A 25,059-nucleotide genomic window follows, 5' to 3' on the forward strand; every position below is an offset into this window, starting at 1 on the left:
GAGAACAGATGGCACACAAGAAGGGCGCATCGTCCACCCGGAACGGTCGCGACTCCAACGCCCAGCGGCTCGGCGTGAAGCGCTTCGGCGGTCAGGTCGTCGGCGCGGGTGAGATCCTGGTCCGCCAGCGCGGCACCCACTTCCACCCGGGTGCGGGCGTCGGCCGCGGCGGCGACGACACGCTGTTCGCGTTGCAGGCCGGTGCGGTGGAGTTCGGTACCCACCGTGGCCGCAAGGTCGTGAGCATCGTTCCGGTTGCCTGATCCAAGGCTTCGACCGAACGTTTCGCGAGGCGGACCTCACTTCCCGGGCGGGAAGGCGGGTCCGCCTTTCGCGTGTGACGCAGGAGACAAAGCCGTACGTACGGAACGCGTACGTACTTGAGTACTGAAGTGCTGGAGGCACCCACCATGACCACCTTCGTGGACCGCGTCGAGCTGCACGTCGCCGCGGGTAACGGAGGCCACGGCTGTGCCTCCGTGCACCGTGAGAAGTTCAAGCCGCTGGGCGGCCCGGACGGCGGCAACGGCGGGCGCGGCGGCGACGTGATCCTCACCGTCGACCAGTCCGTCACCACGCTGCTCGACTACCACCACTCCCCGCACCGCAAGGCCACCAACGGCAAGCCCGGCGAGGGCGGCAACCGCGCCGGCAAGGACGGCGAGGACCTCGTCCTGCCGGTGCCGGACGGCACCGTCGTCCTCGACAGGGCGGGCAACGTGCTCGCCGACCTGGTCGGCCACGGCACGTCGTACGTCGCCGCGCAGGGCGGCCGGGGCGGCCTCGGCAACGCGGCGCTGGCCTCGGCGCGGCGCAAGGCGCCCGGCTTCGCGCTGCTCGGCGAGCCGGGGGACGTCCAGGACATCGTCCTGGAGCTCAAGACCGTCGCCGACGTGGCGCTGGTCGGCTACCCGAGCGCCGGCAAGTCGTCGCTGATCTCGGTGCTGAGCGCGGCGAAGCCGAAGATCGCGGACTATCCCTTCACGACCCTCGTGCCCAACCTGGGCGTGGTGACGGCGGGCTCCACGGTGTACACCATCGCCGACGTGCCCGGCCTGATCCCGGGCGCCAGCCAGGGCAAGGGCCTGGGCCTGGAGTTCCTGCGGCACGTGGAGCGGTGCAGCGTCCTGGTGCACGTCCTGGACACGGCGACGCTGGAGTCCGACCGCGACCCGGTCTCCGACCTCGACGCCATCGAGGAGGAGCTGCGGCAGTACGGCGGGCTCGACAACCGTCCGCGCATCGTCGTCCTGAACAAGATCGACGTACCGGACGGCAAGGACCTGGCCGAGATGGTCCGCCCCGACCTTCAGGCGCGCGGCTACCGCGTCTTCGAGGTGTCGGCGGCGGCGCGCATCGGGCTCAAGGAGCTGTCGTACGCGCTGGCCGAGCTGGTGGCGAAGGCGCGCGCCGCCCGGCCGAAGGAGGAGGCGACGCGGATCGTCATCCGGCCGAAGGCCGTCGACGACGCGGGCTTCACGGTCACGCGCGAGGACGACGGGCTGTTCCGGGTGCGGGGCGAGAAGCCCGAGCGCTGGGTGCGGCAGACCGACTTCAACAACGACGAGGCCGTCGGCTACCTCGCCGACCGGCTGGGCCGCCTCGGTGTCGAGGAGGAGCTGATGAAGGCGGGCGCCCGGGCGGGCGACGGTGTCGCCATCGGCCCCGAGGAGAACGCGGTCGTCTTCGACTGGGAGCCGTCGGTGATGGCGGGCGCGGAGATGCTGGGCCGGCGCGGTGAGGACCACCGGTTCGAGGCGGTACGTCCGGCCGCGCAGCGCCGACGCGAACGGCAGGCCGAGCGGGACGAGGCACATCGGGACTTCGACGGCTTCGAGCCGTTCTGAGCGACGTAGAGACCGCACGGACCGCATCCTTGCCATAAGGACCCGTTGCCTTTGTGCAACGGGTCTTTTGCTGTCCGCTCATTTGTCATGCACGTGCATACCTCCGTTCGGCGGGCGGACCGTCCGGCCGTGGGAGCTTCCGAGTGTCAAGAGACCAGGGACGCAAGGGAGTTCGCCGATGACCGGAGTGACCGGACCCTCCCCCACTCTCGGCTCCGCTCGAGCGGGGGGACCCCCACCGCCCGACCGCCGCCGCTTTCTGACCGCCGGTGCCGCCGTGCTCGGTGCCGCGGCCTCCGCCCAGCTGTGGCTGCCGGCCGTCGCCCGAGCGGCCGAAACCCCGCTGCCCGACGGCGTGTTCAGCCTCGGCGTCGCCTCCGGCGACCCGCTGCCGGACGGCATCGTGCTGTGGACGCGGCTCGCCCCGGACCCGCTGAACGGTGGCGGCGTGCCGGACCGGGTGGTGTCCGTCGAGTGGGAGCTCGCCGCCGACGAGCGGTTCAGAAAGAGCGTGCGCCGGGGTCTGGCGCAGGCGCGGCCCGAGTACGGGCACAGCGTTCACGTCGATGTACGGGGGCTGCACCCGGACCGTACGTACTGGTACCGCTTCCGCGCCGGCGGCCAGCTCTCGCCCGCCGGCCGCACCCGCACCGCGCCCCACCCGGACAGCAGGGGCGGGGCGCTGCGCATCGCGCTGGCCTCCTGCCAGAACTGGCAGCACGGCTACTTCACGCCGTACGCCGACCTGCTGGAGCAGGACCCGGACGTCGTCCTCTTCGTCGGCGACTACATCTACGAGTCCTCGCCGTCGGCGACGGCCGTGCGCCAGCACGAGGGCAAGGGCGAGCCCTACACCCTGGAGCAGTACCGCAACCGCTACGCCCAGTACCGCACCGACCCCGACCTCGCCGCCGTACACGCCCACGTGCCGTGGGTGGTCACCTTCGACGACCACGAGGTCGACAACGACTTCGCTGGCGAAGTGCCGCAGGACCCCGACAAGCAGTCGCACGACGCGTTCGTGGCCCGGCTGACCGCGGCCTACCAGGCGTACTACGAGCACATGCCGGTCCGGGCCACGGCCGTCCCGGACGGGCCGCACATCCGGATGTACCGCCGCCTGGAGTTCGGCCGCCTGGTCCGGCTGAACGTGCTGGACACCCGGCAGTTCCGCAGCGACCAGGCCACCACCCAGGAGGGCGCCGAGTCCCCGTCGAGGACCATGCTCGGCGCCGAGCAGAAGCAGTGGCTGCTCGACGGGCTGCACGACTCGCCCGCCCGCTGGAACCTTGTCGCCTCGCAGATCATGATGGCCGAGACCGACCTGCAGACCGGACCGGGCAAGCTGTGGTTCTACGACGCCTGGGACGGCTACCAGGCCGAACGCAACGCCCTGCTGGAGGAGTTCAAAACCGTCCGCAACCCGGTGGTGCTCAGCGGTGACCGGCACCTGACGATGATCAGCGACCTGAAGGAGGACTTCGCCGACCCCGGCTCCGCCGTCGTCGGCGCCGAGTTCGTCGGCACGTCGATCTCCAGCAACGGCGACCAGGACCAGGCCGCCTTCCACGCCGAGTGGGACCCGCTCAAGCCCGACAACCCGCACTGGAAGGTGATCGACGCCCACCGCGGCTACCACCTCCTCGATGTCCGCCGCGACGGCATCGACGCCGAGGTGCGGGTCGTGGACACGGTGGTGAAGCCCGAGGCGACCCCGAGCACGCTGGCCCGGCTGCGGGTCGAGGCGGGACGGCCCGGCGTCGAGGTCGTGTGACCCGCGCCCGGGGGCGAACCGTGTGACCCGCGCCCCGGGGGCGAACCGTGTGACCCGCGCCCCGGGGGCGAGCCGTGTGACCCGCGTCCCGGGGGCGAGCCGTGTGACCCGCGTCCCGGGGGCGAGCCGTGTGACCCGCGTCCCGGGGGCGAACCGTGTGACCCGCGCCCCGGGGGCGAACCGTGTGACCCGCGCCCCGGGGGCGAGCCGTGTGACCCGCGTCCCGGGGGCGAGCCGTGTGATCTGCGCCCCGGGGGCGAGCCGTGTGACCCGCGTCCCGGGGGCGAGCCGTGTGATCTGCGCCCCGGGGGCGAACCGTGTGACCTGCGCCCCGGGGGCGAGCCGTGTGACCCGCGTCCCGGGGGCGAGCCGTGTGACCCGCGTCCCGGGGGCGAGCCGTGTGATCTGCGCCCCGACGGCGCATCCCGTCCCGACGGTGCATCCTGCGTGACCGGAGCCTGGGACTCATCCGTGTCCCAGGCTCTTCTCAGCCCCACCTCAGGGAGCCCTCCTACCGTCCGTTGACCATGGAGACGGACCGTACGAGAGACGCCCGGCCGGTCGCCCTTCCCGCCGGGACCCGCCTGCTGCACATCGGCCCGCACAAGACCGGGACCACCGCCGTCCAGGGCGCCCTGTTCGCCGCGAGGGACGCGATGAGGGCGCACGGCGTCGAGTTCCCGGCGCACAGTCGGCACCCCATGGAGGCCGCCCTCGCCGCCTGCGCCCGGCCCGCGATGATGGGCGACACCGTGCCCACGGACCGGCGACGCGGCTGCTCGACCGGGTGCGGGCCACCGGGGCGCGCACGGCGGTGGTGAGCAGCGAGTTCTTCGCCGACGCCCCCGACGACACGATCGTCGGGCGGATCGTCGAGCAGCTCGGCGGGGACCGCGTGCACGTCCTGGTCACCCTGCGCCGCTGGTGAAGATCATGCCCTCGCAGTGGCAGCAGTACGTGCAGAACGGCCTGGGCATGGGCTACGAGGACTGGCTGGAGCACATGCTCCGCAAACCTCCGTACGCCAAGCCCAACCCCAGCTTCTGGCACCGCCACCGGCACGACCGGCTCGTCGGGCGCTGGGCCCGGGTCGTCGGCCCGGAGCGGGTCACCGTCGTCGTGGTCGACGACCGGGACCGGGGCGGGTTGATGCACACCTTCGAGGCGCTGCTCGCACTGCCCGGGAATCTCCTGCAGCCCGGTCCGGACACGGCCAATCGCTCCCTTACCCTCGCCGAGACCGAAATGCTGCGGAATCTTAATGTGGAATTCCGCGGCAATGGGCTTCCGGACGAGCTGTATTCTCGGATGGTCCGTAACGGCGCGGTCCCGCATATGAAGAGCATGTGCAGTCCGCCGCCGCGGGACGTGAAGATTGCCACCCCGCGGTGGGCCGTCGAGGCCGCCGCCGCGATCGGCGCCGAGATGGCCGGGCGGATTCAGGGGATGGGCGTGCGGGTCATCGGCGACCCGGCACTGCTGTCCGCCGCGCCGATGCCGTCCGAGCCGGCCGAACGGCCGCCCGCCGAGCCGCGGATCGCCCCCGAGGTGGCGGCCCGGGCGCTGTACGGGGAGTTGGCCGCGGCCGCCTCCGCACCCGCCCGGTCCGACCGGGTGCGCACCGTGCACCAGACCCCGTCCAGGGAGCTCGTCCGGGTCCTCGGACACCGCTGCCTGAACCGGCTGCGGCGGCGCTGAGCCGACGGGTCGTCACGCACCGCCCGACAACCGACGGGGCGTCACGCACCGCCCGACACGGCATCACGCAGGGCAATCACGGCCCCTGTGGAGTTACTCACAGCAATTTCAGAGGGTGTTGCGAGGGCGTCGCCAATCACCAGCGGTGCCAGGTGAATGACAGGTTGCGGGCAGATATGCACCGGAGGTCGCTCACCTTGCACAGCGGTAACCACAAGTGGGAGCATTTCGAAGTTCCCTGTCGCCCCAAGGTAGGTCACCTGTGTCCCAGCACATAGCCAAGCCCCGTACCACCGCAGTGATCCTGGCCGGTGGTACCGGTCAGCGCGTGGGTCTGTCGATCCCCAAGCAGTTGCTGAAGATCGCCGGCAAGGCAGTCATCGAGCACACCCTGACCACCTTCGAGAAGGCCGACTCCATCGACGACGTCATCGTGCTGATGGCGCCGGGCTATGTGCCGGACGTCGAGAAGATCGTCGCCAAGGCCGGGTTCCGGAAGGTCTCGCGGATCATCGAGGGCGGCGCGACGCGCAACGAGACCACCGAGCGCGCCATCGCCGCCCTGGGCGAGGGCCTGGCCGAGGGCGAGGACCTCAACGTCCTCTTCCACGACGCCGTGCGCCCGCTGCTGTCGCAGCGCGTCATCGACGACTGCGTGGCGGCCCTGGAGCGCTACCAGGCCGTCGACGTCGCCATCCCGTCCGCGGACACCATCATCGTCACCCGCACCCACGGCGAGGACGGCGAGTTCATCACCGAGATCCCGGACCGCTCCCGCCTGCGCCGCGGCCAGACCCCGCAGGCCTTCAAGCTGTCCACCATCCGCCGCGCCTACGAGGTGGCGGCCGGTGACCCCAACTTCCAGGCCACGGACGACTGCTCGGTCGTACTCAAGTACCTGCCGGACGTGCCGATCCACGTCGTGGCGGGCGACGAGTACAACATGAAGGTCACCCAGCCCGTCGACGTCTTCATCGCCGACAAGCTCTTCCAGCTCGCCTCCACCGCGGCCCCCGAGCAGAACGGCGAGGAGGCCTACCGCGAACTCCTCACCGGCAAGACGGTCGTCATCTTCGGCGGGTCGTACGGCATCGGCAAGGACATCGCCGAACTCGCCGAGTCCTACGGCGCCGACGTCTACGCGCTGGGCCGCTCCACCACCGGCACCCACGTGGAGAACCCGGAGGAGGTCGACGACGCGCTGTCCAAGGCGTACGCCGAGACCGGGCGCATCGACTACGTCGTCAACACCGCGGGCGTGCTGCGCATCGGCAAGCTCGCCGAGACCGACAACGCCACCATCGAGGAGGCGCTGAAGGTCAACTACCTGGCGCCGGTGCAGATCGCGCGCTCGTCGTACAAGTACCTGGCGGAGACCAAGGGCCAGCTGCTGCTGTACACCTCCAGCAGCTACACCCGCGGCCGCGCCGAGTACAGCCTCTACTCCTCCACCAAGGCCGCCATGGTGAACCTCACCCAGGCGCTGTCCGACGAGTGGGCCGGCGACGGCATCCGCGTCAACTGCATCAACCCCGAGCGCACCGCCACCCCGATGCGCACCAAGGCCTTCGGTCAGGAGCCCGCGGGCACCCTGCTCTCCTCCGAGGCCGTGGCCCGCACCTCGCTCGACGTGCTGCTGTCGGAGCTGACCGGACACGTCATCGACGTCCGCCAGCAGGACCCGACGGCGGGTGCGTCCAAGGCCTCCGGATTCGAGCAGGCGCTGGCTGCTGTCCTGGACCGCCAGGACGGCGTGGCATAATCAACTGTAAATAGACATCTGTCATTCAGGCCTCTGTGGCTGCCCGTTTGCGGAGCATTCACAGGGGCCTGAGTCCGTAAGTTTCCAAATCGTTTCGAAATTCTCACATCGTTTCGCAAGGTCTTTTTCCGGCCAATTCGGCATTCCATGGCTTTTTCGGCGGTTCTAGACCATGCAGTGACAAAACCGGCACCCCTCCCAGAGCAGGTTCCCCCGTGATATCCACCGCTATTCGCGTCGCCCGGGTGGGCAGCGTGGCCGAGCTGGCCGCGGCGGCCCTCATGATGCTGGGCTTCCCCTGCCTCATGCTGGCTGCGCTCGTCCCGAGCGTGTACGCCTTCGCGGCCGCGGCCGCTGTGACGTACCTGGCGGACCACTATCTGCACCGCAAGGGCAGCTATCTGATCAACCGGCTCAGCAAGGTGCGGGCCGGTCTGTCGATCCGCTTCCTGATCCGGCAACTGCTACTGGTCCTGCTGCTGGCGCGGCTGTCCCTGACGGACGACCTGATCTTCTACGGCGCGATCGCCTGCTTCATCGCCTTCTACGGCCTGCAGGCCCCGCACGGCGCCCTGGTCACCCTGATCCGCAACCGCCGCCGGATGCCGGTCGCCACCCGCAACGTCGACCTGGCCTCGCGCATCCGCATCCCGGACGCGCCGCCGCAGCGGCTGCTGCACCGCTCTGCCGAGAAGATGCTCCACCTCGACCTCGCGGCCGTCGTCGGCCTGCTGGTCTCCAGCGCCATCGACTCGCCCCCGGCCGGCTTCATCGGCATCGCCGTCACGCTGGGCCTGGGCGCCCTGTACGTCCTCGCCCTGCTGCCGTACATCCGCAGCAGGAGGATCCCGCCGAAGGACGAGAAGGTCCTCGCCGCGGTCGACGACTGGCTGCGCGCCTACAAGCCGCAGACGGTGCTGTACTTCTCCGGCTCCAAGGACTCCGCGTACCAGGTCAACATGTGGCTGGAGACGATGGAGCAGCTGGACACCCGGCCGCTGATCATCCTGCGCGAGCGCGTCATCCTGCAGAACCTCGCGCCCACCACGGTCCCCGTCATCTGCGTGCCCGGAGGGGTGCACCTGATGAACATGGACCTGTCCACGGTGCGCGTCGCGCTGTACGCGGCGAACGTCGGCAAGAACATCCACATGCTGCGCGTGCCCACCATGAAGCACGTCTTCATCGGCCACGGCGACAGCGACAAGCTCGCCAGCGTCAACCCGTTCAGCAAGGTGTACGACGAGGTGTGGACCGCCGGGCGTGCGGGCCGCGACCGCTACGCCATCGCCGACGTCGGCGTGCGCGACGAGGACATCGTCGAGGTCGGCCGCCCGCAGCTGGCGCCGATCCAGACCTGGCAGGGCGTGCCCGAGGGCCGTATCCCCACCGTTCTGTACGCCCCCACCTGGGAGGGCTGGGACGACAACCCGGGCAACACCTCCATCCTCCTCGCGGGTGAGAACATCGTGAGGAAGCTGGTACAGGCCGACCCGCCGGTCCGCGTCCTGTACAAGCCGCACCCCTTCACCGGCACCCGCAGCGCGCGGGCCAAGGCCGCGCACGAGCGGATCACCGCCCTGGTCGAGAAGGCCGCCGCCGAGCGCGCCGCCGACCCGCGTTTCACCGCCGACGCCGCCGCCCAGGCGCAGGCCAAGGCGGAGCTGGCCCGCATCGAGGCCCGGCTCACCGCACTGGCCGGTGCCGGCGGCGAGAAGGGCGACGAGGCCGAGGCCACCCGCGACGGACTGGTCGACGTGGCCAAGCACGAGGAGATCGCCCGGCTGCGCGCCGAGTGGAACGACGCCTACTGGCGCTCCTTCGGCAGCTGGCAGCACCGCGTCATCTCCGGCGCCGAGCCGCGCCTGTACGACTGCTTCAACGTCTCCGACGCGATGGTCTCCGACATCTCCAGCGTGGTCTCCGACTTCATCGCCAGCGGCAAGCCGTACGCGGTGACGGACTCCGCCGGCCTGGGCGCCGAGGAGTTCAAGCGGCAGAACACCGCGGTGCGCGCCGCCGTGATCCTGTCCAACAGTGCGGCCGAGCTCGGCGAGCTGCTGGCCGCGGTGCGCGACCCCGCCTCCGACCCGCTGGCCGAGGACCGCAAGGAGCTCAAGCGGTACCTGCTCGGGCCGGACGAGCCGAAGTCCATCGACCAGTTCAACACCGCGGTGGCGAACCTCGCCCTCAAGGCCGAGACCCGCAACGTCGGCCAGGCCACGCGCGCCGCGGCCGGTGCCGCCGGGACGACCCCGGCGAAGGCGGTGCCCGCGCAGCGGGTGGCGTCGGCCGGTGAGACGGACGGCGTGACCACGGGCTGACGACCGCCGGAGGTCACGCCCGGCCCCGGACCAAAGGCCCGGCCCCGAGGGAGAGATCCCTCGGGGCCGGGCCTTTACCGTCTCTTACTCTCGCCGCCTACTGTACTTATCTGTCCGCTTTCCATATGACCTGCATCACTAATTCCCGAGGCGAGGGCAACCGGCTACTGGGGTCAGCTGTCTTAAGGGTTAGCGCTTGATGTGATACGGGAGAAATTTTCCGTTGACTTGGGGGAAACCGTGACAAGGGGGACGTGTGACCGTGACGCAGCCTGATGTGAGCGTGATCATCGGGGCGTACGAAGCGATGCCGTACCTGGTCGAGTGCCTGGCATCCGTCGAGGCGCAGACCATCGACCCGGCCCGCATCGAAGTCATCGCGGTCGACGACGGATCGACGGACGGCACCGGGGAGTACCTGGAGGAGTTCGCCGCCCGCGCCCCCATGGCCGTCACCGTCATCCGCCAGGAGAACTCCGGCGGCCCCAGCGGCCCGCGCAACGTCGGCCTCGGCAAGGCCGCCGGGCGCTACGTCTTCTTCCTCGACGCCGACGACCGGCTCGGCCCCGAGGCCCTGGAGCGCATGGTCGCCATGGCCGACGAGAACGGCACGGACGTCGTCCTGGGCAAGGTCGAGGGCGTCAACCGCACCGCGCCCAAGTCGATGTGGGGCAAGACGCTCAAGCGCACCGACGTCTTCTCCTCCAACATCAAGTTCACGCTCAGCGCCCAGAAGCTGTTCCGCCGCGAGCTCCTCGAGCGCCACGGCATGCGCTTCGACGAGTCGCTGTTCACCGGCGAGGACGCGCTGTTCACCATGGAGGCCTATCTGCGGGCCGACGGCGTCTCGGTGATCTCCGACTACACGTGCTACTACCTGGTGGGCCGCGACGACGGCAAGCACGTGACCAAGAGCGGCAGCTACACCCTGCGCTTCGACTCGGCGCGCGCCCTGATGAACCTGATCGCCGACATGGTCCCCGCGGGCTCCAAGCGCGACACGCTCATGGTCCGCCCCTTCCTCATCACGCTGCTGCCCCAGTTCGGGCCGAAGTTCCTCAAGGACAGCGAGGAGGTCCAGCGGCACAAGCTCGAACTGGCCAAGCCGCTGATGGACGCCCACTGGAACGAGGGCGTGGCCCACCGCCTCAAGGTCCACGAGCGGCTGCGGCTGTACCTGGTGGCCCAGCAGCGGCCCGACCTCCTCAAGGACGTCCTGGAGTTCCTCCGGGCCAAGCGGCAGGCCGCCGCCATCCTGGAGAAGCGGGGCACCCGGGTGTACCTCGTCTACCCCCACTTCCGCTCCAAGAAGGCGGGTATCCCCGACTGGGTCTACCTCGCCGAGCCGCGCGAGGCCCGCGCCTTCCTGGGCTGGCGGGAGACCTCCGGCTCCTCCTTCCTGCGCCGGGCCGCCCGCAAGGTCCGGCGGATGCTGCGGGGGCGCGCGGCCTCGCCGGGGAAGCGGGCCGCGGCGGCCTGACAATCGCCGGCACGCCGGGTCACGCCGGTCGGTCGGGCGGCGGCGGCCAGATGGCGGTCGGCGCGCCGGGTGGGCGGGTCGCGGCGGGCTGGCGGTGCTGTTGGACGGCCCGTGGTGGCCTGACGGTCGTCGGCGCGCCGGGTGGGCGGGTCGCGGCGGGCTGGCGGTCCTGTTGGACGGCCCTCGGCGGCCGGCGGTCGTATCACGGCTCCGTCCGCGTGCTGGACCGATGCGCGGTGCACGATCCCCTTCGCGTAGATTCGAGCGGGGCAAGCCGAACCTACGCGAGGGGACAGACAGCAAGGTGGCAGGGGCAAGGCAGGCCGTGCGCGAGGCCCGCAGGATCGTCGTCAAGGTGGGTTCCTCCTCGCTGACCACCGCGTCGGGCGGCCTGGACGCCGACCGGGTCGACGCGCTCGTCGACGTCCTGGCCAAGAGCCGCAGCGGGGGAGAGAAGGAGATCGTGCTCGTCTCCTCCGGAGCCATCGCCGCGGGCCTCGCCCCGCTGGGCCTGCGCCGCCGCCCCAAGGACCTCGCCCGCCAGCAGGCTGCGGCCAGCGTCGGCCAGGGCCTGCTCGTGGCCCGCTACACCGCATCCTTCGCCCGCTACGGCGTCCGCGTCGGCCAGGTCCTGCTGACCTTCGACGACATGAGCCGCCGCTCCCACCACCGCAATGCCTCCCGCACGCTCGACAAGCTGCTGGCGATGGGCGCCCTTCCGGTCGTCAACGAGAACGACACCGTCGCCACGGACGAGATCCGCTTCGGCGACAACGACCGGCTCGCCGCGCTCGTCGCCCACCTCGTCCACGCCGACCTGCTGGTGCTGCTGTCCGACGTGGACGGCGTGTACGACGGCGACCCCAGCAAACCGGGCACGTCCCGGATAGCCGAGGTGCGGGGGCCTTTTGACCTGGAGGGCATCGAGATCGGCAGCGCCGGCAAGGCCGGAGTCGGCACCGGCGGCATGGTCACCAAGGTCGAGGCGGCCCGGATCGCCGCCGCCGCAGGCATCCCCGTGGTCCTCACCAGCGCGATCCACGCGGCCGACGCCCTGTCCGGCGGCGACACCGGCACCTACTTCCACCCCACCGGCAAGCGCTCCGCCGACCGGCTGCTCTGGCTGCAGCACGCCTCCACCCCGCAGGGCTCGCTCACCCTCGACGACGGAGCGGTCCGCGCGGTCGTCGAACGCCGCAAGTCGCTGCTGCCCGCTGGAATCGCCGCCGTCGAGGGCGAGTTCACCGCCGGTGACCCGGTCGAGCTGTGTGACACCGAGGGGCGCGCGGTGGCCCGCGGGCTCGTCAACTTCGACGCCAAGGAGATCCCCCGGCTGATCGGCCGCTCGACCCGCGAACTGGCACGCGAGCTGGGCCCGGCGTACGAACGCGAGGTCGTACACAGGGACGACCTCGTGATCCTCCAGCCGTAATGGTCCGAAACGTCCGGCCGCCGCGGTCCTGAAGGTGGGGGACGTTCCGTAAAACCGCCCCACGGGGCCGTGCGGCCTGCTCCACTTTGTCTCAGGGACACATTCCGCACGAGCGCTGCGTAAAGGAGGCTGTCGTGAGACGAGTGCGCCCTGGGGCGGCGGCGTCCCGCGGTGGTGCCGGCGGGTCCCCCTCCCGTGCGGCCGGCGAGGAGCGCACCCTGACCAGTGTGGTGGCCGGGGACCGCTACGAGGAGCCCAAGGACCTGCCCCGGCTGTGGCACGTCACCCTCAGCGTCTCCGGCGAGGAGGCCCCGCTGAAGGAGGTGCGGCGCGGCCTGGAACAGCTCGCCCACGACCACCCCTTCCTGCTGACCAGCCGCTACGCCAACGACCACGCGGAGATCCGCTACTGGGAGGAGGCCCGCGACCTGCACGACGCGGCCGCCGTCGCCCTGCGCCTGTGGGGCGAGCACCGGCAGAGCGCCAAGCTGCCGCCCTGGGAGATCGTCGGCCTGGAGGTCATTGACCGCGAGACCTACCACCAGCGCCTCGCCGAGGGCTACGGCCCGCCACCGGCGAGCCCCGTGGGCGTCCATCCCTTTTGAGGTCACTTGGGTCTTTTTGGGGCCGTTCGGACTGCTTGGATTATTTGGGTCTGCTTGGGACCGCTTGGCCTCTTTGAGGCTGCTTGAGGCCGTTTGGCGGGCTAGGGGGCGTCCTTAGGCTTCTTCGCAGCTTGTCTCGGGGTATGGGATGACCGGTGGACGCACCCCGGCGGAGCACTACCCTTCCCTCATGACCACGCTCTCGCCATACGACTCGATGTCCCCGGTCACCCGGGCCGCCTACCGTGCCAAGGCCGCCGCCGCCGACCTCGCACCGCTGCCGCGCGTCGAGAAGGACGACGCGCTGCTCGCCGTCGCGGACGCCCTGGAGGTCCGTACGAGCGAGATCGTCGAGGCCAACGCCAAGGACGTCGCCAAGGCCCGCGAGGCCGGCACCAGCGAGGCCATCGTCGACCGGCTCACGCTCACGCCGGAGCGGGTGCGCGCCATCGCCTCCGACGTGCGCGACGTGGTGGCGCTGCCCGACCCGGTCGGCGAGGTCGTCCGCGGCTCCACGCTGCCGAACGGCATGGACCTGCGCCAGGTGCGCGTCCCGCTGGGCGTGGTCGGGATCATCTACGAGGCCCGCCCGAACGTCACGGTGGACGCCGCCGCCCTCTGCCTGAAGTCCGGCAACGCGGTGCTGCTGCGTGGCTCCGCCTCCGCGTACGAGTCGAACACCGCCCTCGTCCGGGTGATCCGCGACGCCGTGGGCGGGGCCGGGCTGCCCGCCGACGCCGTGCAGCTCGTGCCCGGCGAGAGCCGCGAGAGCGTGCGCGAGCTGATGCGCGCCCGCGGCCTGGTCGACGTGCTGATCCCGCGCGGCGGCGCCTCGCTGATCCGGACGGTCGTCAACGAGTCCACCGTGCCGGTGATCGAGACCGGCACCGGCAACTGCCACGTCTACGTCGACGCGCAGGCCGACCTCGACATGGCGGTCGACATCCTGATCAACTCCAAGGCGCAGCGGGTCAGCGTCTGCAATACCGCCGAGACGCTGCTGGTCCACCAGGACATCGCCCCCCAGTTCCTGCCGCGCGCCCTGGACGCGCTCGCCGAGGCCGGCGTGACCGTCCACGCCGACGAGAGGGTCATGGTCTATGCCAAGGACTCCAAGGCGACCGTCGTCGAGGCCACGCCGGACGACTGGGAGGCCGAGTACCTGTCCTACGACATCGCCGCCGCCGTGGTCGACTCGCTCGACAAGGCCGTCGAGCACATCCGGCTGTGGAGCTCCGGCCACACCGAGGCGATCGTGACCACCTCCCAGCAGGCCGCCCGCCGCTTCACCCAGCTGGTCGACTCCACCACCATCGCCGTCAACGCCTCCACCCGCTTCACGGACGGCGGTCAGTTCGGCTTCGGCGCGGAGATCGGTATCTCCACGCAGAAGCTGCACGCGCGGGGGCCGATGGGGCTGCCGGAGCTGACCAGCACGAAGTACATCCTCACCGGGGACGGGCACATCCGGCGCTGAGGAGCATACCGGGCATATGCGCCAGGCATGTGCGGCCGGTATGCCCGCCTGCCGCAGGAAAGACGTCTCACCAGGCGGATGAATTTCCATACCGTCTGCCCAAATTGACCCCCCAGGTCTACTCTGGATCCGTGCCGGAGGACGTGGGGGGCACGCCGTTCCCTGACGGCTGGGAGCCCGACGACGACCACGACCGCGGGGTGTCGGACGAAGAGTTCGCCTCCGTGGTCTTCGACGAGGCCTTCGTACGAGCGGCCGTGATCCACGAGCCGACCGCCGTCGAACGCCTCCTGGCCGCCGCGCAGGCCAGGGCCGAGGCCTCCGAGGCCGAGGCCCGCCGTGCCCACGCCAGAGGCGAGCGCTACGAGGACGGGGACGGCCGCGACGGGCACGATTCCGGCCATGATCGCGACCTCGACGACCTGGACGAGACCGACGTCCTTGAAGGCCACTACGGCGCCGCCGGGATGTACGGCAAACAGGTCCGCTGGCACCGCCCCGTCGCCTGGATGCTCGCCCTCGTGATGGGCATAGGCATGGTCGCGCTGGCCTTCACGGCCGTCTACCGGGGCGCTTCCTCGGGCAGCCGCGACCGGGGCCCGCTGCCCGCCTCGACCGGCCTGGAACAGGGCAGCACGACCCCCTCGGCGTCCGCCGACTACTCCCAGCCACCCGTCTCGGTGATCCCGCGCACGCCCTGAGAGCCCTTCGACGGTCCTGGTGAGAACCTGTCAGAACTTGTCGTGTACCAGGGCGTTTACCCGGGCTCCGGGAGACCTACCCTGAATATATGGGAGGGCCTGGAGACCCACCTGAGGGGACACCCGAGGGCGCCCCCGGCGGTGCGGAGGACGAATACCGATCCGTCGTCTTCGACGAGTCGTTCGTCCGTGCTGCCCGCCTCCAGGAGTACTCCGCGCGCGAGCGCATGACCGACCACACCCCCGCCGTGCGCCGCCGCCCGCCGCTGCGCCGCGGCCTGTCCCGGCAGGCCCTGATCCTGGTCCTGCTGATCGCCGTCGCCTTCGGCACCGCGATCTACATGGGCGTACGACACCCGTACCAGACCCCCCAGGCGCAGCAGTCCGTCGAGCCGCTGCGGATGACCGTCATCCCGCTTGCCCCGCAGGGCAAGGTGCCAGGGGCCACTGATCCCGAGTACCTGTACGCGCACAGCCCCGCCGCCCAGTTCAGTGTCGGCGCCGAGGGCATTCCGCTGCCCGCCGTCCGGCGCACCGCGCACTTCTCGGACAGCCAGGTCGTCGCCGCCCTGACCACCGCCAAGGACTACATAGTCGAGTCCTCCCTGTACCCGGAGGTGCTCACCGGCGGCCAGGTCCACCCCGTGCGGGCGCTGCTCCACGCCGACCAGCTCGACCAGTTCGACCAGAGCTTCGAGCACCCCGCCGCCGACGGCCGGCACGCGTCCACCGGATGGCTCATTCGCTTCGACCCGGCCCGGGCCGAGCTCGCCGACCAGAAGATCCGGGTGCAGGGCAGCCTGCGGGCCACCGAGGTCGACTCCTCCACCCTCGAGGTCACCGCGGACCACACCTTCGTGTACGCGCTGCGGCCGACCGGCTCCGGCGCCAAGGCCCCGGCCTCGCTGTTCACCGTCCGGCGCGAGCTGCAGTTCCGTTTCGACCGCGACGACCTGCGCCTGCACCAGACCAAGCTCATGGTCTCCTACCTCCAGGCCGGCCCGCTGTCCTGTGCCGAGGACTCCACCAACCACCTCCGCCCGCTCCTCGCCGGCCAGACCGCCAAGGCAGGCGGCCCGTCCGGAACGGACCCGTACGCGACGGGCAGCGCAACGGCCCTGTGCGGTTCCTTGGCGGCGAGCGCAGAGCCGAAGGTGTGACAGCGGGTTTCGGAAACGAGGGTGCGCCGTCCTCGTTTCCGGTACGTCCCCGTTTCCCTCTGGCCGGCTTCCGGGGTGGCCAGCCCTCAGTCCTCGTCCCGCGGTGGCGTGTCATTCGACGGCTGGTCCGTCGACGGCTGGTCCGTCGGCGGCTGGTCCGTCGGCGGCCGGTCCTTCGGCGGAGCCGACCCCGTGAAGCCGCTGAAGCCGCGCCGCACCCGGTCGCCCAGGTCGCCGGCCCCGCCCGCGAGGTCGCTGACCAGCTTCATCAGCGGGTCCTTGGAGCTCTTCACATGGCTGGCGTAGTGCGCCGCCGACTCGCGGAACGAGTCGCTGACCGACGTGTCCTTGTCCTCGGTACGCCGCGGATAGTGACCGTCCATGATCCGCTGGTAGTCGCGGGACTCGGCCCACTTCTTCAGCTCGGCCGCGCGCACGGTGGTGAAGGGGTGCGTCCGCGGCAGCACGTTCAGGATCTTCAGCACCGAGTCGCGCAGATCGCCCCCGGCCTCGTACTCCTCGGCCTGCTGCAGGAAGGCGTCCACGTTCATCTCGTGCAGATGGTTGCCGCCCGCGATCTTCATCAGGCCGCGCATGGAGGCCCGCAGGTCCTGGCCGACCAGCAGCCCCGCGCGGTCGGCGGACAGCTCCGACTTGCGGAACCACTCCCGCAGCGCCGTCACGATCGCCATGATCGCGAGGTTGCCCAGCGGGATCCAGGCGACCCGGACGGCCAGGCTGGTCAGGAACAGCAGGATCGTGCGGTACACGGCGTGGCCGGACAGGGCGTGGCCCACCTCGTGGCCGATGACCGCCCGCATCTCCTCCTCGTCGAGCAGCTCGACCAGGCCCGTGGTGACGACGATGATCGGCTCGTCCAGGCCGATGCACATCGCGTTGGGCTGAGGGTCCTGGTTGACGTACATCGGCGGGACCTTCTCCAGGTCCAGGATGTAGCAGGCGTCCCGCAGCATGTCGTTCAGGTGCGTGAACTGCTGGTCCGACACGCGCACCGAGTCGGACAGGAACAGCAGCCTCAGACTGCGCTCGGGAAGCAGACCGCTGAGGGCCTTGAACACCGCGTCGAAGCCGCTCAGCTTGCGCAGCGCGACCAGGGCGGAGCGGTCGGCCGGGTGCTCGTACGCTCGCGAGGAGATCCCCGGGAAGCGCGTGCGCTGCCTGCTCGGCACGTGCTCGTGCCCGTTGTGCTCGTGGCCGTCGTCGGACATGTGGTCCCCCATGTGCGTCTGTGTGCCCACTGTGCCCCCGAAGCAGGACCCAGCCTAGGCGGAGATACCGTGGACGGGCAGTACAGCGAAGGAGTCCACATCATGGAGCACTACCCCGCAGCCGCCCGGCTCACCGAGGCCGCGAGCGCCGCCGCCCAGCACCAGGGGGCGGGGAATCTGCTCCGGGTCGTACTGATCGTGATGGTGGTGGGCTGCGTGCTCACCGGGTGGTTCCTGCTGCGCGGGTACAAGCAGAAGGACGACTGAGCCGCGCGAAAGGTTCCCCGCACCCGCCGCGTCGGCCTGCGGCGCACGCCGAGGCACCTGTCGGTGCGTGCCGAGCCGGTCGCCCCGGGACAACCGCCGTCCCCAACGGCGGAGTCGGCGTGATCGGCACGGAGGCGGCCGCTTACGATGAGCCGACATCTTTATCCAGCCCACACCGGATAGGTCCTGCCGAAGATGAGCTTCCACAGCACCGCTGCCCAGCTGGTCACCCTCGCCGAGGCGGAAGGCGGCACCCACAACAGCCTCAACCCCTTCCTCACCGGCGGCGGCGCGCTCTTCATCCTGCTGCTCCTGCTGTGGATCACCACCCGCTTCAACCGCGACCGCTGAGCACCGCCGCGACCCGTCCCGGAGCTGTCCCTCCGGGGGCCGGGCGCGGTCCTGGGGATCTGTCGGCCGGAGCCCTCAGGCCGGGCCGGTAGGGTCTGCACGCATGGGAGAGCAGGACATGCCTACCGGTCCGGCGAGTGACCCGGTGAAGCGCCCGGAGCACGGGCCCGGCAGCGGCCCGTCGACGTCGGGCAAGCGTCGCCTGGGCGTCATGGGCGGAACGTTCGACCCGATCCACCACGGGCACCTCGTGGCGGCCAGCGAGGTCGCCGCGCAGTTCCACCTGGACGAGGTCGTGTTCGTCCCGACCGGCCAGCCGTGGCAGAAGACCCACCGCAAGGTATCCCCGGCCGAGGACCGCTACCTGATGACGGTCATCGCGACCGCCGAGAACCCGCAGTTCTCCGTGAGCCGCATCGACATCGACCGCGGCGGCCCGACCTACACCGTGGACACCCTGCGCGACCTGCGGGCGCTCAACCCCGACACCGACCTGTTCTTCATAACCGGCGCCGACGCGCTCGCCCAGATCCTGACCTGGCGGGACTCGGAGGAGCTGTTCTCCCTCGCGCACTTCATCGGGGTCACCCGGCCCGGTCACCAACTGACCGACGCCGGGCTCCCGGAGGGCGGTGTCTCGCTCGTCGAGGTGCCCGCCCTCTCCATCTCGTCCACGGACTGCCGTGCGAGGGTCGCCAAGGGCGATCCCATCTGGTACATGGTGCCGGACGGGGTCGTGCGCTACATCGACAAGCGCGAGCTGTACCGCGGCGAGTGAGCCGAGAGGGGCACCGGTGAACGACCGATACGACGCTGGGTACGGGGGCGACCCGTACGAGCTCGTCGGCTACGACGAGTACGGCCGGCCTGTGTACCGGCAGATACCGGCGCAGCAGGCTCCGCAGCAGACGTACGACGCGTACGGGCAGCAGGGCTACGGCTACGACCCGTACGCGACGGGCGGGCAGCAGCAGCCCACGCCGCCCTACGGCGGCTACGACACCGGCCGGCAGGCGCCCGTCACCTCCTACGACTCCCAGGGCTCCTACGACTCCCACGGCTCCTACGACCCCTACGGGTCCGGCGCGTCCGGTGCCGGTGCGACGGCGGCGTCGTACGACCCGTACGGCCAGACCGCGACCAGCGGGCAGCAGCCCCGGGTCGCCGAGCAGACCGCCCGCATCCCGCAGCAGGCCGGTCCGGTGGAGGAGGGGCCGGAGCAGCGGGAGTCGCGTGAACGGGAGTACCACACCGAGCAGTTCGCCTTCGTCGAGGAGCCGACCGACGCCTCCGAGGACGTCATCGACTGGCTGAAGTTCACCGAGAACCGCACCGAGCGCCGCGAGGAGGCGCGCCGGCGCGCCCGCAGCCGCGTCATCGCCCTGGTCGTGGTTCTGGCGCTGGTCGCGGTCGGCGGCGTCGGCTACCTCTGGTACGCCGGGAAGCTTCCGGGGCTGTCGTCGTCCGGTTCGAAGACCGGGACCGCGACCGCCGCCGCCGCTCAGAAGCGCGACGTGATCGTCGTCCACCTGCACAACACCGCCAAGGGCGGCACCTCCACGGCGCTGCTCGTCGACAACACCACCACCAAGCAGGGCACCACCGTCCTGCTGCCCAACTCCCTCGCCCTGACCGACGACGACGGCACCACCACGACCCTCGCCAAGTCGGTCCAGGACGACGGCTCCTCCGGGACCCGGGACCAACTCGACACCGTTCTCGGCACCAACATCGAGGGCACCTGGCGGCTGGACACCCCCTACCTGCAGAACCTCGTCGACCTGGTCGGCAACATCGAGGTCGACACCAACGCCGACGTGCCCGACCCGGCCGCGAAGAAGAAGGGCACCGCGCCCCTGGTCCACAAGGGCAAGGACCAGTCCCTCAGCGGCAAGATGGCCGTCGCCTACGCCACCTACCGGGCCTCCGGGGAGTCCGAGAACGCCCAGCTGGAGCGGTTCGGCCAGGTGATGCAGGGCGTCCTGCGCAAGATGTCCTCCGACCCACAGGGCGCGACCACGACGGTGCAGACCCTGGCGCAGATCCTCGACCCGTCGCTCACCGACAAGGACCTCGGCACCTTCCTCGCCAAGCTCGCCGACCTCGCCAAGGGCGGCGACTACAGGACGGCGTTGCTGCCCGTCCAGGCCGACGGCACGCTGAGCGCGCAGACCAGCGACAGCGTCGTCAAGGACATCCTCGGCGGCACCGCGAAGAGCCCCGAGCAGGGGTCGGCGGTCCGGGTCTCCGTTCAGAACGCCACCGGCACCAAGGACAACACTGAGAAGGCCCGCGTCGTCCTCCTCAACGGCGGCTTCACCTTCCTCGAGGCCGGCACGGCGTCCGCCGTCCAGCCGACGTCCAAGGTGATCTACGCCGACACCGCCGACAAGCAGAACGCCACCGAGGTCGCCAAGACCCTCGGCCTCCCCACCAGCTCGGTCACGCAGGGCAAGGTCTCGTCGAATGCGGACGTCTCGGTGATCCTCGGCCAGAACTACAGGCCGTCGTCGTCCTAGCCGGAGAGCGCCCGCCCCAGGGGCGCCCCCCGGGGGCGGCTTCTCCGGGGGGCGGCTTCTCCGGGGAGCGGCTGCCCCGGGGGGACGGTTTGCCTCCGGGCGGCCGTCGACCGCCGGCCGTCGGGCCGCCGGGCAGGCGGGCAGGGCCTTGCAGGGGCACGCTGCGGGCCTCCGGCCGCGGGGGCACGCCCGAGCGGTGTCCTCCGGGCGGCTTCAGAGGGGCAGTGGACCAGAGCGGCTCTACGAGCTTCACCGAGTCGGTGGAAGGGGGCCCGTCGGATCGGAGGCGGCGGGTCCGGTCTCCTCAGGCGGCACACGGGGCCGGCCTCCCTCGAGCCCTGCTCCTGATGACCGGGTCGCCCTCCTCGCGCCCGCCGCGGAGCCGGACGGTCCCGGTCCGCGGTCTCCGCAAAGCCGCCCCTGCCTTCCGGCGGGTGATCCGTTCATCGCGTGGGTGTGCCCGGCGGTCCGTGAGACCCTTGTTGTCAAGTGACCGCCGACCGAAAGCCTTGTAGTGACCGCAACCGACCGCTCTCTCGAGCTCATCAACACCGCCGCCCAGGCGGCCGCCGACAAGCTCGCGCACGACATCATCGCCTACGACGTGAGCGACGTGCTGTCGATCACGGACGCGTTCCTGCTGGCCTCCGCTCCCAGCGACCGTCAGGTCAAGTCGATCGTCGACGAGATCGAGGAGCGGCTCCTGAAGGAACTCGGCGCCAAGCCGGCGCGCCGGGAGGGCGACCGCGAGGCCCGCTGGGTCCTGCTCGACTACGTCGACATCGTCGTCCACGTCCAGCACAGCGAGGAGCGCGTCTTCTACGCCCTGGAGCGGCTGTGGAAGGACTGCCCCGAGATCGAGCTGCCCGCCGATGCCCAGGCCACCCGCGGCAAGGCCGAGGAGCACGCCAGGCTGCAGGCCGCCCAGGAGTCGGCGGAGCTGGGCGGTGAGTGGCGATGAGCGGCCCCGCTGAAGGGACCGCCAGGAAGCCGGGCCGGGGCCGCCGCATCATCCTGTGGCGGCACGGCCAGACCTCCTGGAACGTGGAGCGCCGCTTCCAGGGCACGACGGACGTCGAGCTCACCGAGGCCGGTGTCGGGCAGGCCCGCCGCGCCGCGCGGCTGCTGGCCTCGCTGAGGCCCGACGCGATCGTCTCCTCGGATCTTCAGCGGGCCACCAAGACGGCCGCCGAGCTCGCCGCCCTCACCGGCCTCGAGGTCGCCCAGGACGAGGGGCTGCGCGAGACCTACGCGGGGGTTTGGCAGGGCCTGACGCACGAGGAGATCATCGCCCGGTACGGCGAGGAGTACGCCGCGTGGAAGCGCGGTGAGCCGGTGCGCCGCGGCGGCGGCGAACTGGAGACCGAGGTCGCCGACCGCGCCGCCCCCGTCGTGCTGCGGCACGTCGAGAAGCTGCCCGAGGACGGCACGCTCGTGGTGGTCAGCCACGGCGGCACGATCCGCACCACCATCGGGCGCCTCCTTGGCCTGGAGGCCCGGTACTGGGAGGCCCTCGGCGGCCTCTCCAACTGCTGCTGGTCCGTCCTCGGCGAGGGGGCCCGCGGCTGGCGCCTGCTGGAGCACAACGCCGGCACCCTGCCGGAGCCCGTCCTCGGCGACGACGACTGAGCCTTCGCGGGCCCCCGGGACCCGGATTTCACTTTCAGGCAGGTCGCAGGCTAAAGTTCTTCTTGTTCGCCCCGCCGAGCGGGAAGAACACAAGGGGCTATAGCTCAGTTGGTAGAGCGCCTGCATGGCATGCAGGAGGTCAGGAGTTCAATTCTCCTTAGCTCCACGGATCGACGCTCTGTTGAGTTGTCAAAGATCGGTGATCAGGATCCCGTCCCGTCAGGGGGCGGGATTTTCTGTGTTCCAGGCGTGAACGATCTCCGCGGCCTCCTCGTCCGACGGCGGCCACAGCCGCTGCCTCCGCTCCCTCAGCAGTGCGACCTTCTCGCGCGATTCCTCGTCCTCCGGCGTGGAGGTCACGATGCGGCACTCCGGCATCCCGTCGATCGACAGCGACAGGGACGTCATCCTCAGCTCGCCCACCGCCTCGTGACGGAACGTCTTCACCCGAGGCCCCGGTGGTGTCACCTCACCGCTCGCCCACAGCTCGGCGAAGTGCGGGCTGGCGGCCGACAGTCCGCGTATGAAGTCCTCCCAGGCCGGCTCGCCCACATGACTGCCGTACGAGGCGCGCAGGGTCGCCACCAACACCGGCAGCTCACGATCCCGGTGCACCACCGGGCAGGCCTCCTCGGAGACGGCGAACAACGTCCACAACACTTTCGGCACGCCGATCCCGAGCGTCTCCGGCACCAGGTACAGGTCGCGGTAGGCGGCATTGGTGGCGAGGATGTCGTACCGCGAGTTGTAGACCACCGCCGGATGCGGATCGAGGGCGTCGATGATGCCCTGCACCTGCGGTCCGACCCGCTGCACCAACTGCTCCGGGGTGGGGTCGAATGGCACCTCCGCCAGGCGGTACAGATGCTCCCGCTCCGGCGGGTCCAGCCGCAGCGTGCGCGCCACCGCGTCCAGCACCTGGGGGGAGGCGTTGATCGGCCGGCCCTGCTCGAGCCAGGTGTACAGGTGACGCCCACGCCCGAGATCTGGGCGACCTCCTCGCGGCGCAGCCCCGGTGTGCGGCGGCGCAGGCCGGGCGGCATTCCCACGTCGGCCGGTGTCACCCCGGCGCGCCTGCTGCGCAGAAAGGCGGCCAGCTCGGGCCGGCGGCGCTGTGTCGTCCCCATCGTCACGTCCCCCATCGTCGATGCCCGACTTGTCCCCTGCCAGGTGCTGTCAGTACCAGCACCAGCGGGCACTCGGCACCCGTACCGGGGCCTCGCCAGGCTCGACAACATGACGACAACACCCCGGACGGGACCAGGTCCTGCACCCGTGCACCCGCTTCCAAGTCCTGCGATCAGTAAAGCGCCCGGCACTGACAACCGGCCCCGGCCGCTGCTCGCGGTCGTGCTCGCGGCCCAGTTCATGGCGCTGCTCGACGTGTTCATCGTCAACGTCGCCGCCCCCACCATCGGCGCCGAACTCCACGCCACGGGCGCGGACTTGCAGCTGGTGATCGCCGGGTACGCGATCACGTACTCGGTCCTGCTGATCACCGGCGCCCGCCTCGGCGACCGGCTCGGGCACGGCCGGGTCCACCTCGCCGGGCTCGCCCTCTTCACCGCCGCCTCGCTCGCCTGCGGCCTGGCCCAGGGCGCAGGCGAGCTGATCGTCTTCCGGCTGGTCCAGGGCGCCGGCTCGGCGGTGATGATCCCGCAGGTGCTCAGCCTGATCCAGCGCACCTTCACCGGCGAGGCCCGGGTGCGGGCGCTCGGTGCGTACTCGGCCGTCGTCGCCGTCGGCGCGGTCGCCGGGCAGATCGTCGGCGGCGTGCTGGTCGGCGCGGACCTGTTCGGCACCGGCTGGCGGCCGGTCTTCCTCGTCAACGTGCCCGTGGGTGCCGTACTCCTGGCCGTGGGAAGGCGCGTCCTGCCGCGGGACGGCGCGGGGGAGCCGAGGGAGGTCCCCTCTGCTCGAGCGAAGTCGGGAGCGCAGTCGAGGGCGCGGGGCCTCGACCTGCCCGGCCTGGTGCTGCTCGGCGGGGCCGTCTCGCTGCTGACCGTGCCGCTGGTGGTCAGGAGGAGGACTGGCCCCTGTGGTCCTGGCTGTCGCTGGGCGCGGCCGCGGTGCTGTTCGGGCTGTTCTGCGCGTACGAGTCCCGGCTCGCCCGGCGTGGCGGCGCCCCGCTGATCGCGCCCCGGGTGCTGCGCCACCCCGGTATGGGCCTCGCCGTCTTCCGGATCCTGGCGGCCATGGCGGTCAACGGCGGCATGCTGTTCGCGCTCGTGCTGCACGTGCAGGGCGGTCTCGGCTACAGCCCGCTGCGGGCGGGCCTCACCTTCGCGCCGACCGCGGCCGTCTTCGGCCTGGTGGGGCTGACCTGGCGGAAGTGGCCCGCCTCCTGGCAGCGGTGGCTGACCCGGCCGGGTTCGTGCTGATCGCGCTGTCCGTGGCCGGCATCGGACTGGCGTTCCGGGGCGGCGGCGACGGCGGTCTGCTGCTCTACGCCTCGTATGTCGGCGTGGGCACACAACTCGCCCTCGGTTTCAGTGCGACGCTCACCATGGCGCTGGCCACCGTGCGGCCCGAGGACGCGGCGGACGCCAGCGGCCTGCTCGCGACGGTCGCGCAGCTCGGTCAGCTGATCGGCGTTGCGGCGTTGGGCACAGTGTTCTTGAACCGGCTTGAGTCACTGGGGGCCCCGGGGGCGTATACCTCTGCGGAGGCGCTCTCGGCGTGCATGTACGTGCTGGCCGGAACGGCCGCGGCGGGTGCTGTGGCCGGACTGGTACCGAGGCGTCGCTGACCGTATTGGTCCGGCCGTGGCAGAATCAAACGGCCGGAAGGGGGCGCGGCCCGAC

Annotated in this window: 20 protein-coding genes, 1 tRNA gene and 2 pseudogenes; 21 read left to right on the top strand and 2 right to left on the bottom strand. The window is 70.9% G+C overall.

The genetic code is table 11. The features are described 5' to 3' along the window. Nucleotides 1–8: 8 nt before the first annotated feature. The 13 genes from rpmA (at nt 9) to ABZV31_RS00145 (ending at nt 16,260) form a co-directional block, all read left to right on the top strand. The gene (rpmA, locus tag ABZV31_RS00085; protein ID WP_355885970.1) at nt 9–263 is read left to right on the top strand and encodes a 50S ribosomal protein L27; all 255 of its coding nucleotides are present in this window, start codon (nt 9–11) and stop codon (nt 261–263) included. Between the two features lie 147 nt (nt 264–410). Further along, nucleotides 411–1,847, top strand: a complete 1,437-nt coding sequence (gene obgE, locus ABZV31_RS00090) for a GTPase ObgE (protein WP_355885972.1) — start codon at nt 411–413, stop codon at nt 1,845–1,847. Nucleotides 1,848–2,025: 178 nt separating this feature from the next. Continuing rightward, nucleotides 2,026–3,621 carry an alkaline phosphatase D family protein gene (locus ABZV31_RS00095; protein WP_355885974.1) on the top strand — a complete coding sequence of 532 codons (1,596 nt, stop codon included), beginning with the start codon at nt 2,026–2,028 and terminating at the stop codon, nt 3,619–3,621. A 527-nt stretch (nt 3,622–4,148) separates the two neighbouring features. Then, nucleotides 4,149–4,442 carry a hypothetical protein gene (locus tag ABZV31_RS00100; protein ID WP_355885977.1) on the top strand — a complete coding sequence of 98 codons (294 nt, stop codon included), beginning with the start codon at nt 4,149–4,151 and terminating at the stop codon, nt 4,440–4,442. A gap of 103 nt (nt 4,443–4,545) precedes the next feature. Further along, nucleotides 4,546–5,319, top strand: a complete 774-nt coding sequence (locus ABZV31_RS00105; RefSeq protein ID WP_355885980.1) for a hypothetical protein — start codon at nt 4,546–4,548, stop codon at nt 5,317–5,319. A gap of 262 nt (nt 5,320–5,581) precedes the next feature. After that, nucleotides 5,582–7,081 carry a bifunctional cytidylyltransferase/SDR family oxidoreductase gene (locus ABZV31_RS00110; protein WP_355885983.1) on the top strand — a complete coding sequence of 500 codons (1,500 nt, stop codon included), beginning with the start codon at nt 5,582–5,584 and terminating at the stop codon, nt 7,079–7,081. Nucleotides 7,082–7,296: 215 nt separating this feature from the next. Then, nucleotides 7,297–9,405, top strand: a complete 2,109-nt coding sequence (locus ABZV31_RS00115) for a hypothetical protein (protein WP_355885986.1) — start codon at nt 7,297–7,299, stop codon at nt 9,403–9,405. Nucleotides 9,406–9,661: 256 nt separating this feature from the next. Then, on the top strand, nt 9,662–10,885 hold the full coding sequence (locus ABZV31_RS00120; RefSeq protein ID WP_355885989.1) for a glycosyltransferase family 2 protein: 1,224 nt from the start codon (nt 9,662–9,664) through the stop codon (nt 10,883–10,885). Between the two features lie 325 nt (nt 10,886–11,210). Next, on the top strand, nt 11,211–12,317 hold the full coding sequence (gene proB / locus ABZV31_RS00125) for a glutamate 5-kinase (RefSeq protein WP_355887503.1): 1,107 nt from the start codon (nt 11,211–11,213) through the stop codon (nt 12,315–12,317). Between the two features lie 143 nt (nt 12,318–12,460). Next, a complete protein-coding gene (locus ABZV31_RS00130) occupies nt 12,461–12,922 on the top strand; it encodes a hypothetical protein (protein WP_355887506.1) in 462 nt (153 codons plus the stop codon). Nucleotides 12,923–13,112: 190 nt separating this feature from the next. Further along, nucleotides 13,113–14,399: a glutamate-5-semialdehyde dehydrogenase gene (locus ABZV31_RS00135; protein WP_355885992.1), complete on the top strand. Its 1,287-nt coding sequence runs from the start codon at nt 13,113–13,115 to the stop codon at nt 14,397–14,399. Between the two features lie 104 nt (nt 14,400–14,503). Continuing rightward, nucleotides 14,504–15,100, top strand: a complete 597-nt coding sequence (locus tag ABZV31_RS00140) for a hypothetical protein (RefSeq protein ID WP_355885995.1) — start codon at nt 14,504–14,506, stop codon at nt 15,098–15,100. An 89-nt stretch (nt 15,101–15,189) separates the two neighbouring features. Then, a complete protein-coding gene (locus ABZV31_RS00145) occupies nt 15,190–16,260 on the top strand; it encodes a hypothetical protein (RefSeq protein WP_355885998.1) in 1,071 nt (356 codons plus the stop codon). Between the two features lie 86 nt (nt 16,261–16,346). Here the strand turns inward: ABZV31_RS00145 and ABZV31_RS00150 are convergent, their stop codons facing one another. Further along, nucleotides 16,347–17,489, bottom strand: coding sequence for a M48 family metallopeptidase (locus ABZV31_RS00150; RefSeq protein WP_355886001.1), 1,143 nt, complete (start codon nt 17,487–17,489; stop codon nt 16,347–16,349). A 102-nt stretch (nt 17,490–17,591) separates the two neighbouring features. Between ABZV31_RS00150 and ABZV31_RS00155 the strand changes: the two genes are divergently transcribed. The 7 genes from ABZV31_RS00155 to ABZV31_RS00185 all read left to right on the top strand — a co-directional run bounded on the left by ABZV31_RS00155 (nt 17,592) and on the right by ABZV31_RS00185 (nt 22,421). Further along, on the top strand, nt 17,592–17,756 hold the full coding sequence (locus ABZV31_RS00155; RefSeq protein WP_355886003.1) for a hypothetical protein: 165 nt from the start codon (nt 17,592–17,594) through the stop codon (nt 17,754–17,756). 195 nt (nt 17,757–17,951) lie between these two features. Next, nucleotides 17,952–18,107 carry a hypothetical protein gene (locus ABZV31_RS00160; RefSeq protein ID WP_355886006.1) on the top strand — a complete coding sequence of 52 codons (156 nt, stop codon included), beginning with the start codon at nt 17,952–17,954 and terminating at the stop codon, nt 18,105–18,107. Between the two features lie 103 nt (nt 18,108–18,210). Next, a complete protein-coding gene (nadD, locus tag ABZV31_RS00165; protein WP_355886009.1) occupies nt 18,211–18,885 on the top strand; it encodes a nicotinate-nucleotide adenylyltransferase in 675 nt (224 codons plus the stop codon). 16 nt (nt 18,886–18,901) lie between these two features. Next, the gene (locus tag ABZV31_RS00170) at nt 18,902–20,626 is read left to right on the top strand and encodes an LCP family protein (RefSeq protein WP_355886012.1); all 1,725 of its coding nucleotides are present in this window, start codon (nt 18,902–18,904) and stop codon (nt 20,624–20,626) included. 514 nt (nt 20,627–21,140) lie between these two features. Further along, nucleotides 21,141–21,587: a ribosome silencing factor gene (gene rsfS, locus ABZV31_RS00175; RefSeq protein ID WP_355886015.1), complete on the top strand. Its 447-nt coding sequence runs from the start codon at nt 21,141–21,143 to the stop codon at nt 21,585–21,587. Continuing rightward, nucleotides 21,584–22,255 (top strand): histidine phosphatase family protein, encoded by a 672-nt coding sequence (locus ABZV31_RS00180; protein WP_355886017.1) that lies wholly within the window; start codon nt 21,584–21,586, stop codon nt 22,253–22,255. The genes rsfS and ABZV31_RS00180 overlap by 4 nt, the downstream gene beginning before the upstream one ends. Nucleotides 22,256–22,348: 93 nt before the next feature. Further along, nucleotides 22,349–22,421, top strand: a tRNA-Ala gene (locus ABZV31_RS00185). A 53-nt stretch (nt 22,422–22,474) separates the two neighbouring features. Here the strand turns inward: ABZV31_RS00185 and ABZV31_RS00190 are convergent. Then, a pseudogene (locus ABZV31_RS00190) lies at nt 22,475–23,382 on the bottom strand (helix-turn-helix transcriptional regulator). Between the two features lie 223 nt (nt 23,383–23,605). Here ABZV31_RS00190 and ABZV31_RS00195 point away from each other — a divergent pair. After that, a pseudogene (locus tag ABZV31_RS00195) lies at nt 23,606–25,004 on the top strand (MFS transporter). Nucleotides 25,005–25,059 lie beyond the last annotated feature (55 nt).

The sequence above is a fragment of the Streptomyces sp. NPDC005202 genome (assembly GCF_040608235.1).
Taxonomy (GTDB): Bacteria; Actinomycetota; Actinomycetes; order Streptomycetales; family Streptomycetaceae; genus Streptomyces.

What these genes read in the sequence shown, in the direction of transcription:
- ABZV31_RS00155 (WP_355886003.1), top strand. Translation starts at nt 17,592, where the DNA reads ATGGAGCACTACCCCGCAGCCGCCCGGCTCACCGAGGCCGCGAGCGCC.
- obgE (WP_355885972.1), top strand. Translation starts at nt 411, where the DNA reads ATGACCACCTTCGTGGACCGCGTCGAGCTGCACGTCGCCGCGGGTAAC.
- ABZV31_RS00095 (WP_355885974.1), top strand. Translation starts at nt 2,026, where the DNA reads ATGACCGGAGTGACCGGACCCTCCCCCACTCTCGGCTCCGCTCGAGCG.
- ABZV31_RS00145 (WP_355885998.1), top strand. Translation starts at nt 15,190, where the DNA reads ATGGGAGGGCCTGGAGACCCACCTGAGGGGACACCCGAGGGCGCCCCC.
- nadD (WP_355886009.1), top strand. Translation starts at nt 18,211, where the DNA reads ATGGGAGAGCAGGACATGCCTACCGGTCCGGCGAGTGACCCGGTGAAG.
- ABZV31_RS00135 (WP_355885992.1), top strand. Translation starts at nt 13,113, where the DNA reads ATGACCACGCTCTCGCCATACGACTCGATGTCCCCGGTCACCCGGGCC.
- ABZV31_RS00160 (WP_355886006.1), top strand. Translation starts at nt 17,952, where the DNA reads ATGAGCTTCCACAGCACCGCTGCCCAGCTGGTCACCCTCGCCGAGGCG.
- ABZV31_RS00180 (WP_355886017.1), top strand. Translation starts at nt 21,584, where the DNA reads ATGAGCGGCCCCGCTGAAGGGACCGCCAGGAAGCCGGGCCGGGGCCGC.
- rpmA (WP_355885970.1), top strand. Translation starts at nt 9, where the DNA reads ATGGCACACAAGAAGGGCGCATCGTCCACCCGGAACGGTCGCGACTCC.
- ABZV31_RS00150 (WP_355886001.1), bottom strand. Translation starts at nt 17,489, where the DNA reads ATGTCCGACGACGGCCACGAGCACAACGGGCACGAGCACGTGCCGAGC.
- ABZV31_RS00100 (WP_355885977.1), top strand. Translation starts at nt 4,149, where the DNA reads ATGGAGACGGACCGTACGAGAGACGCCCGGCCGGTCGCCCTTCCCGCC.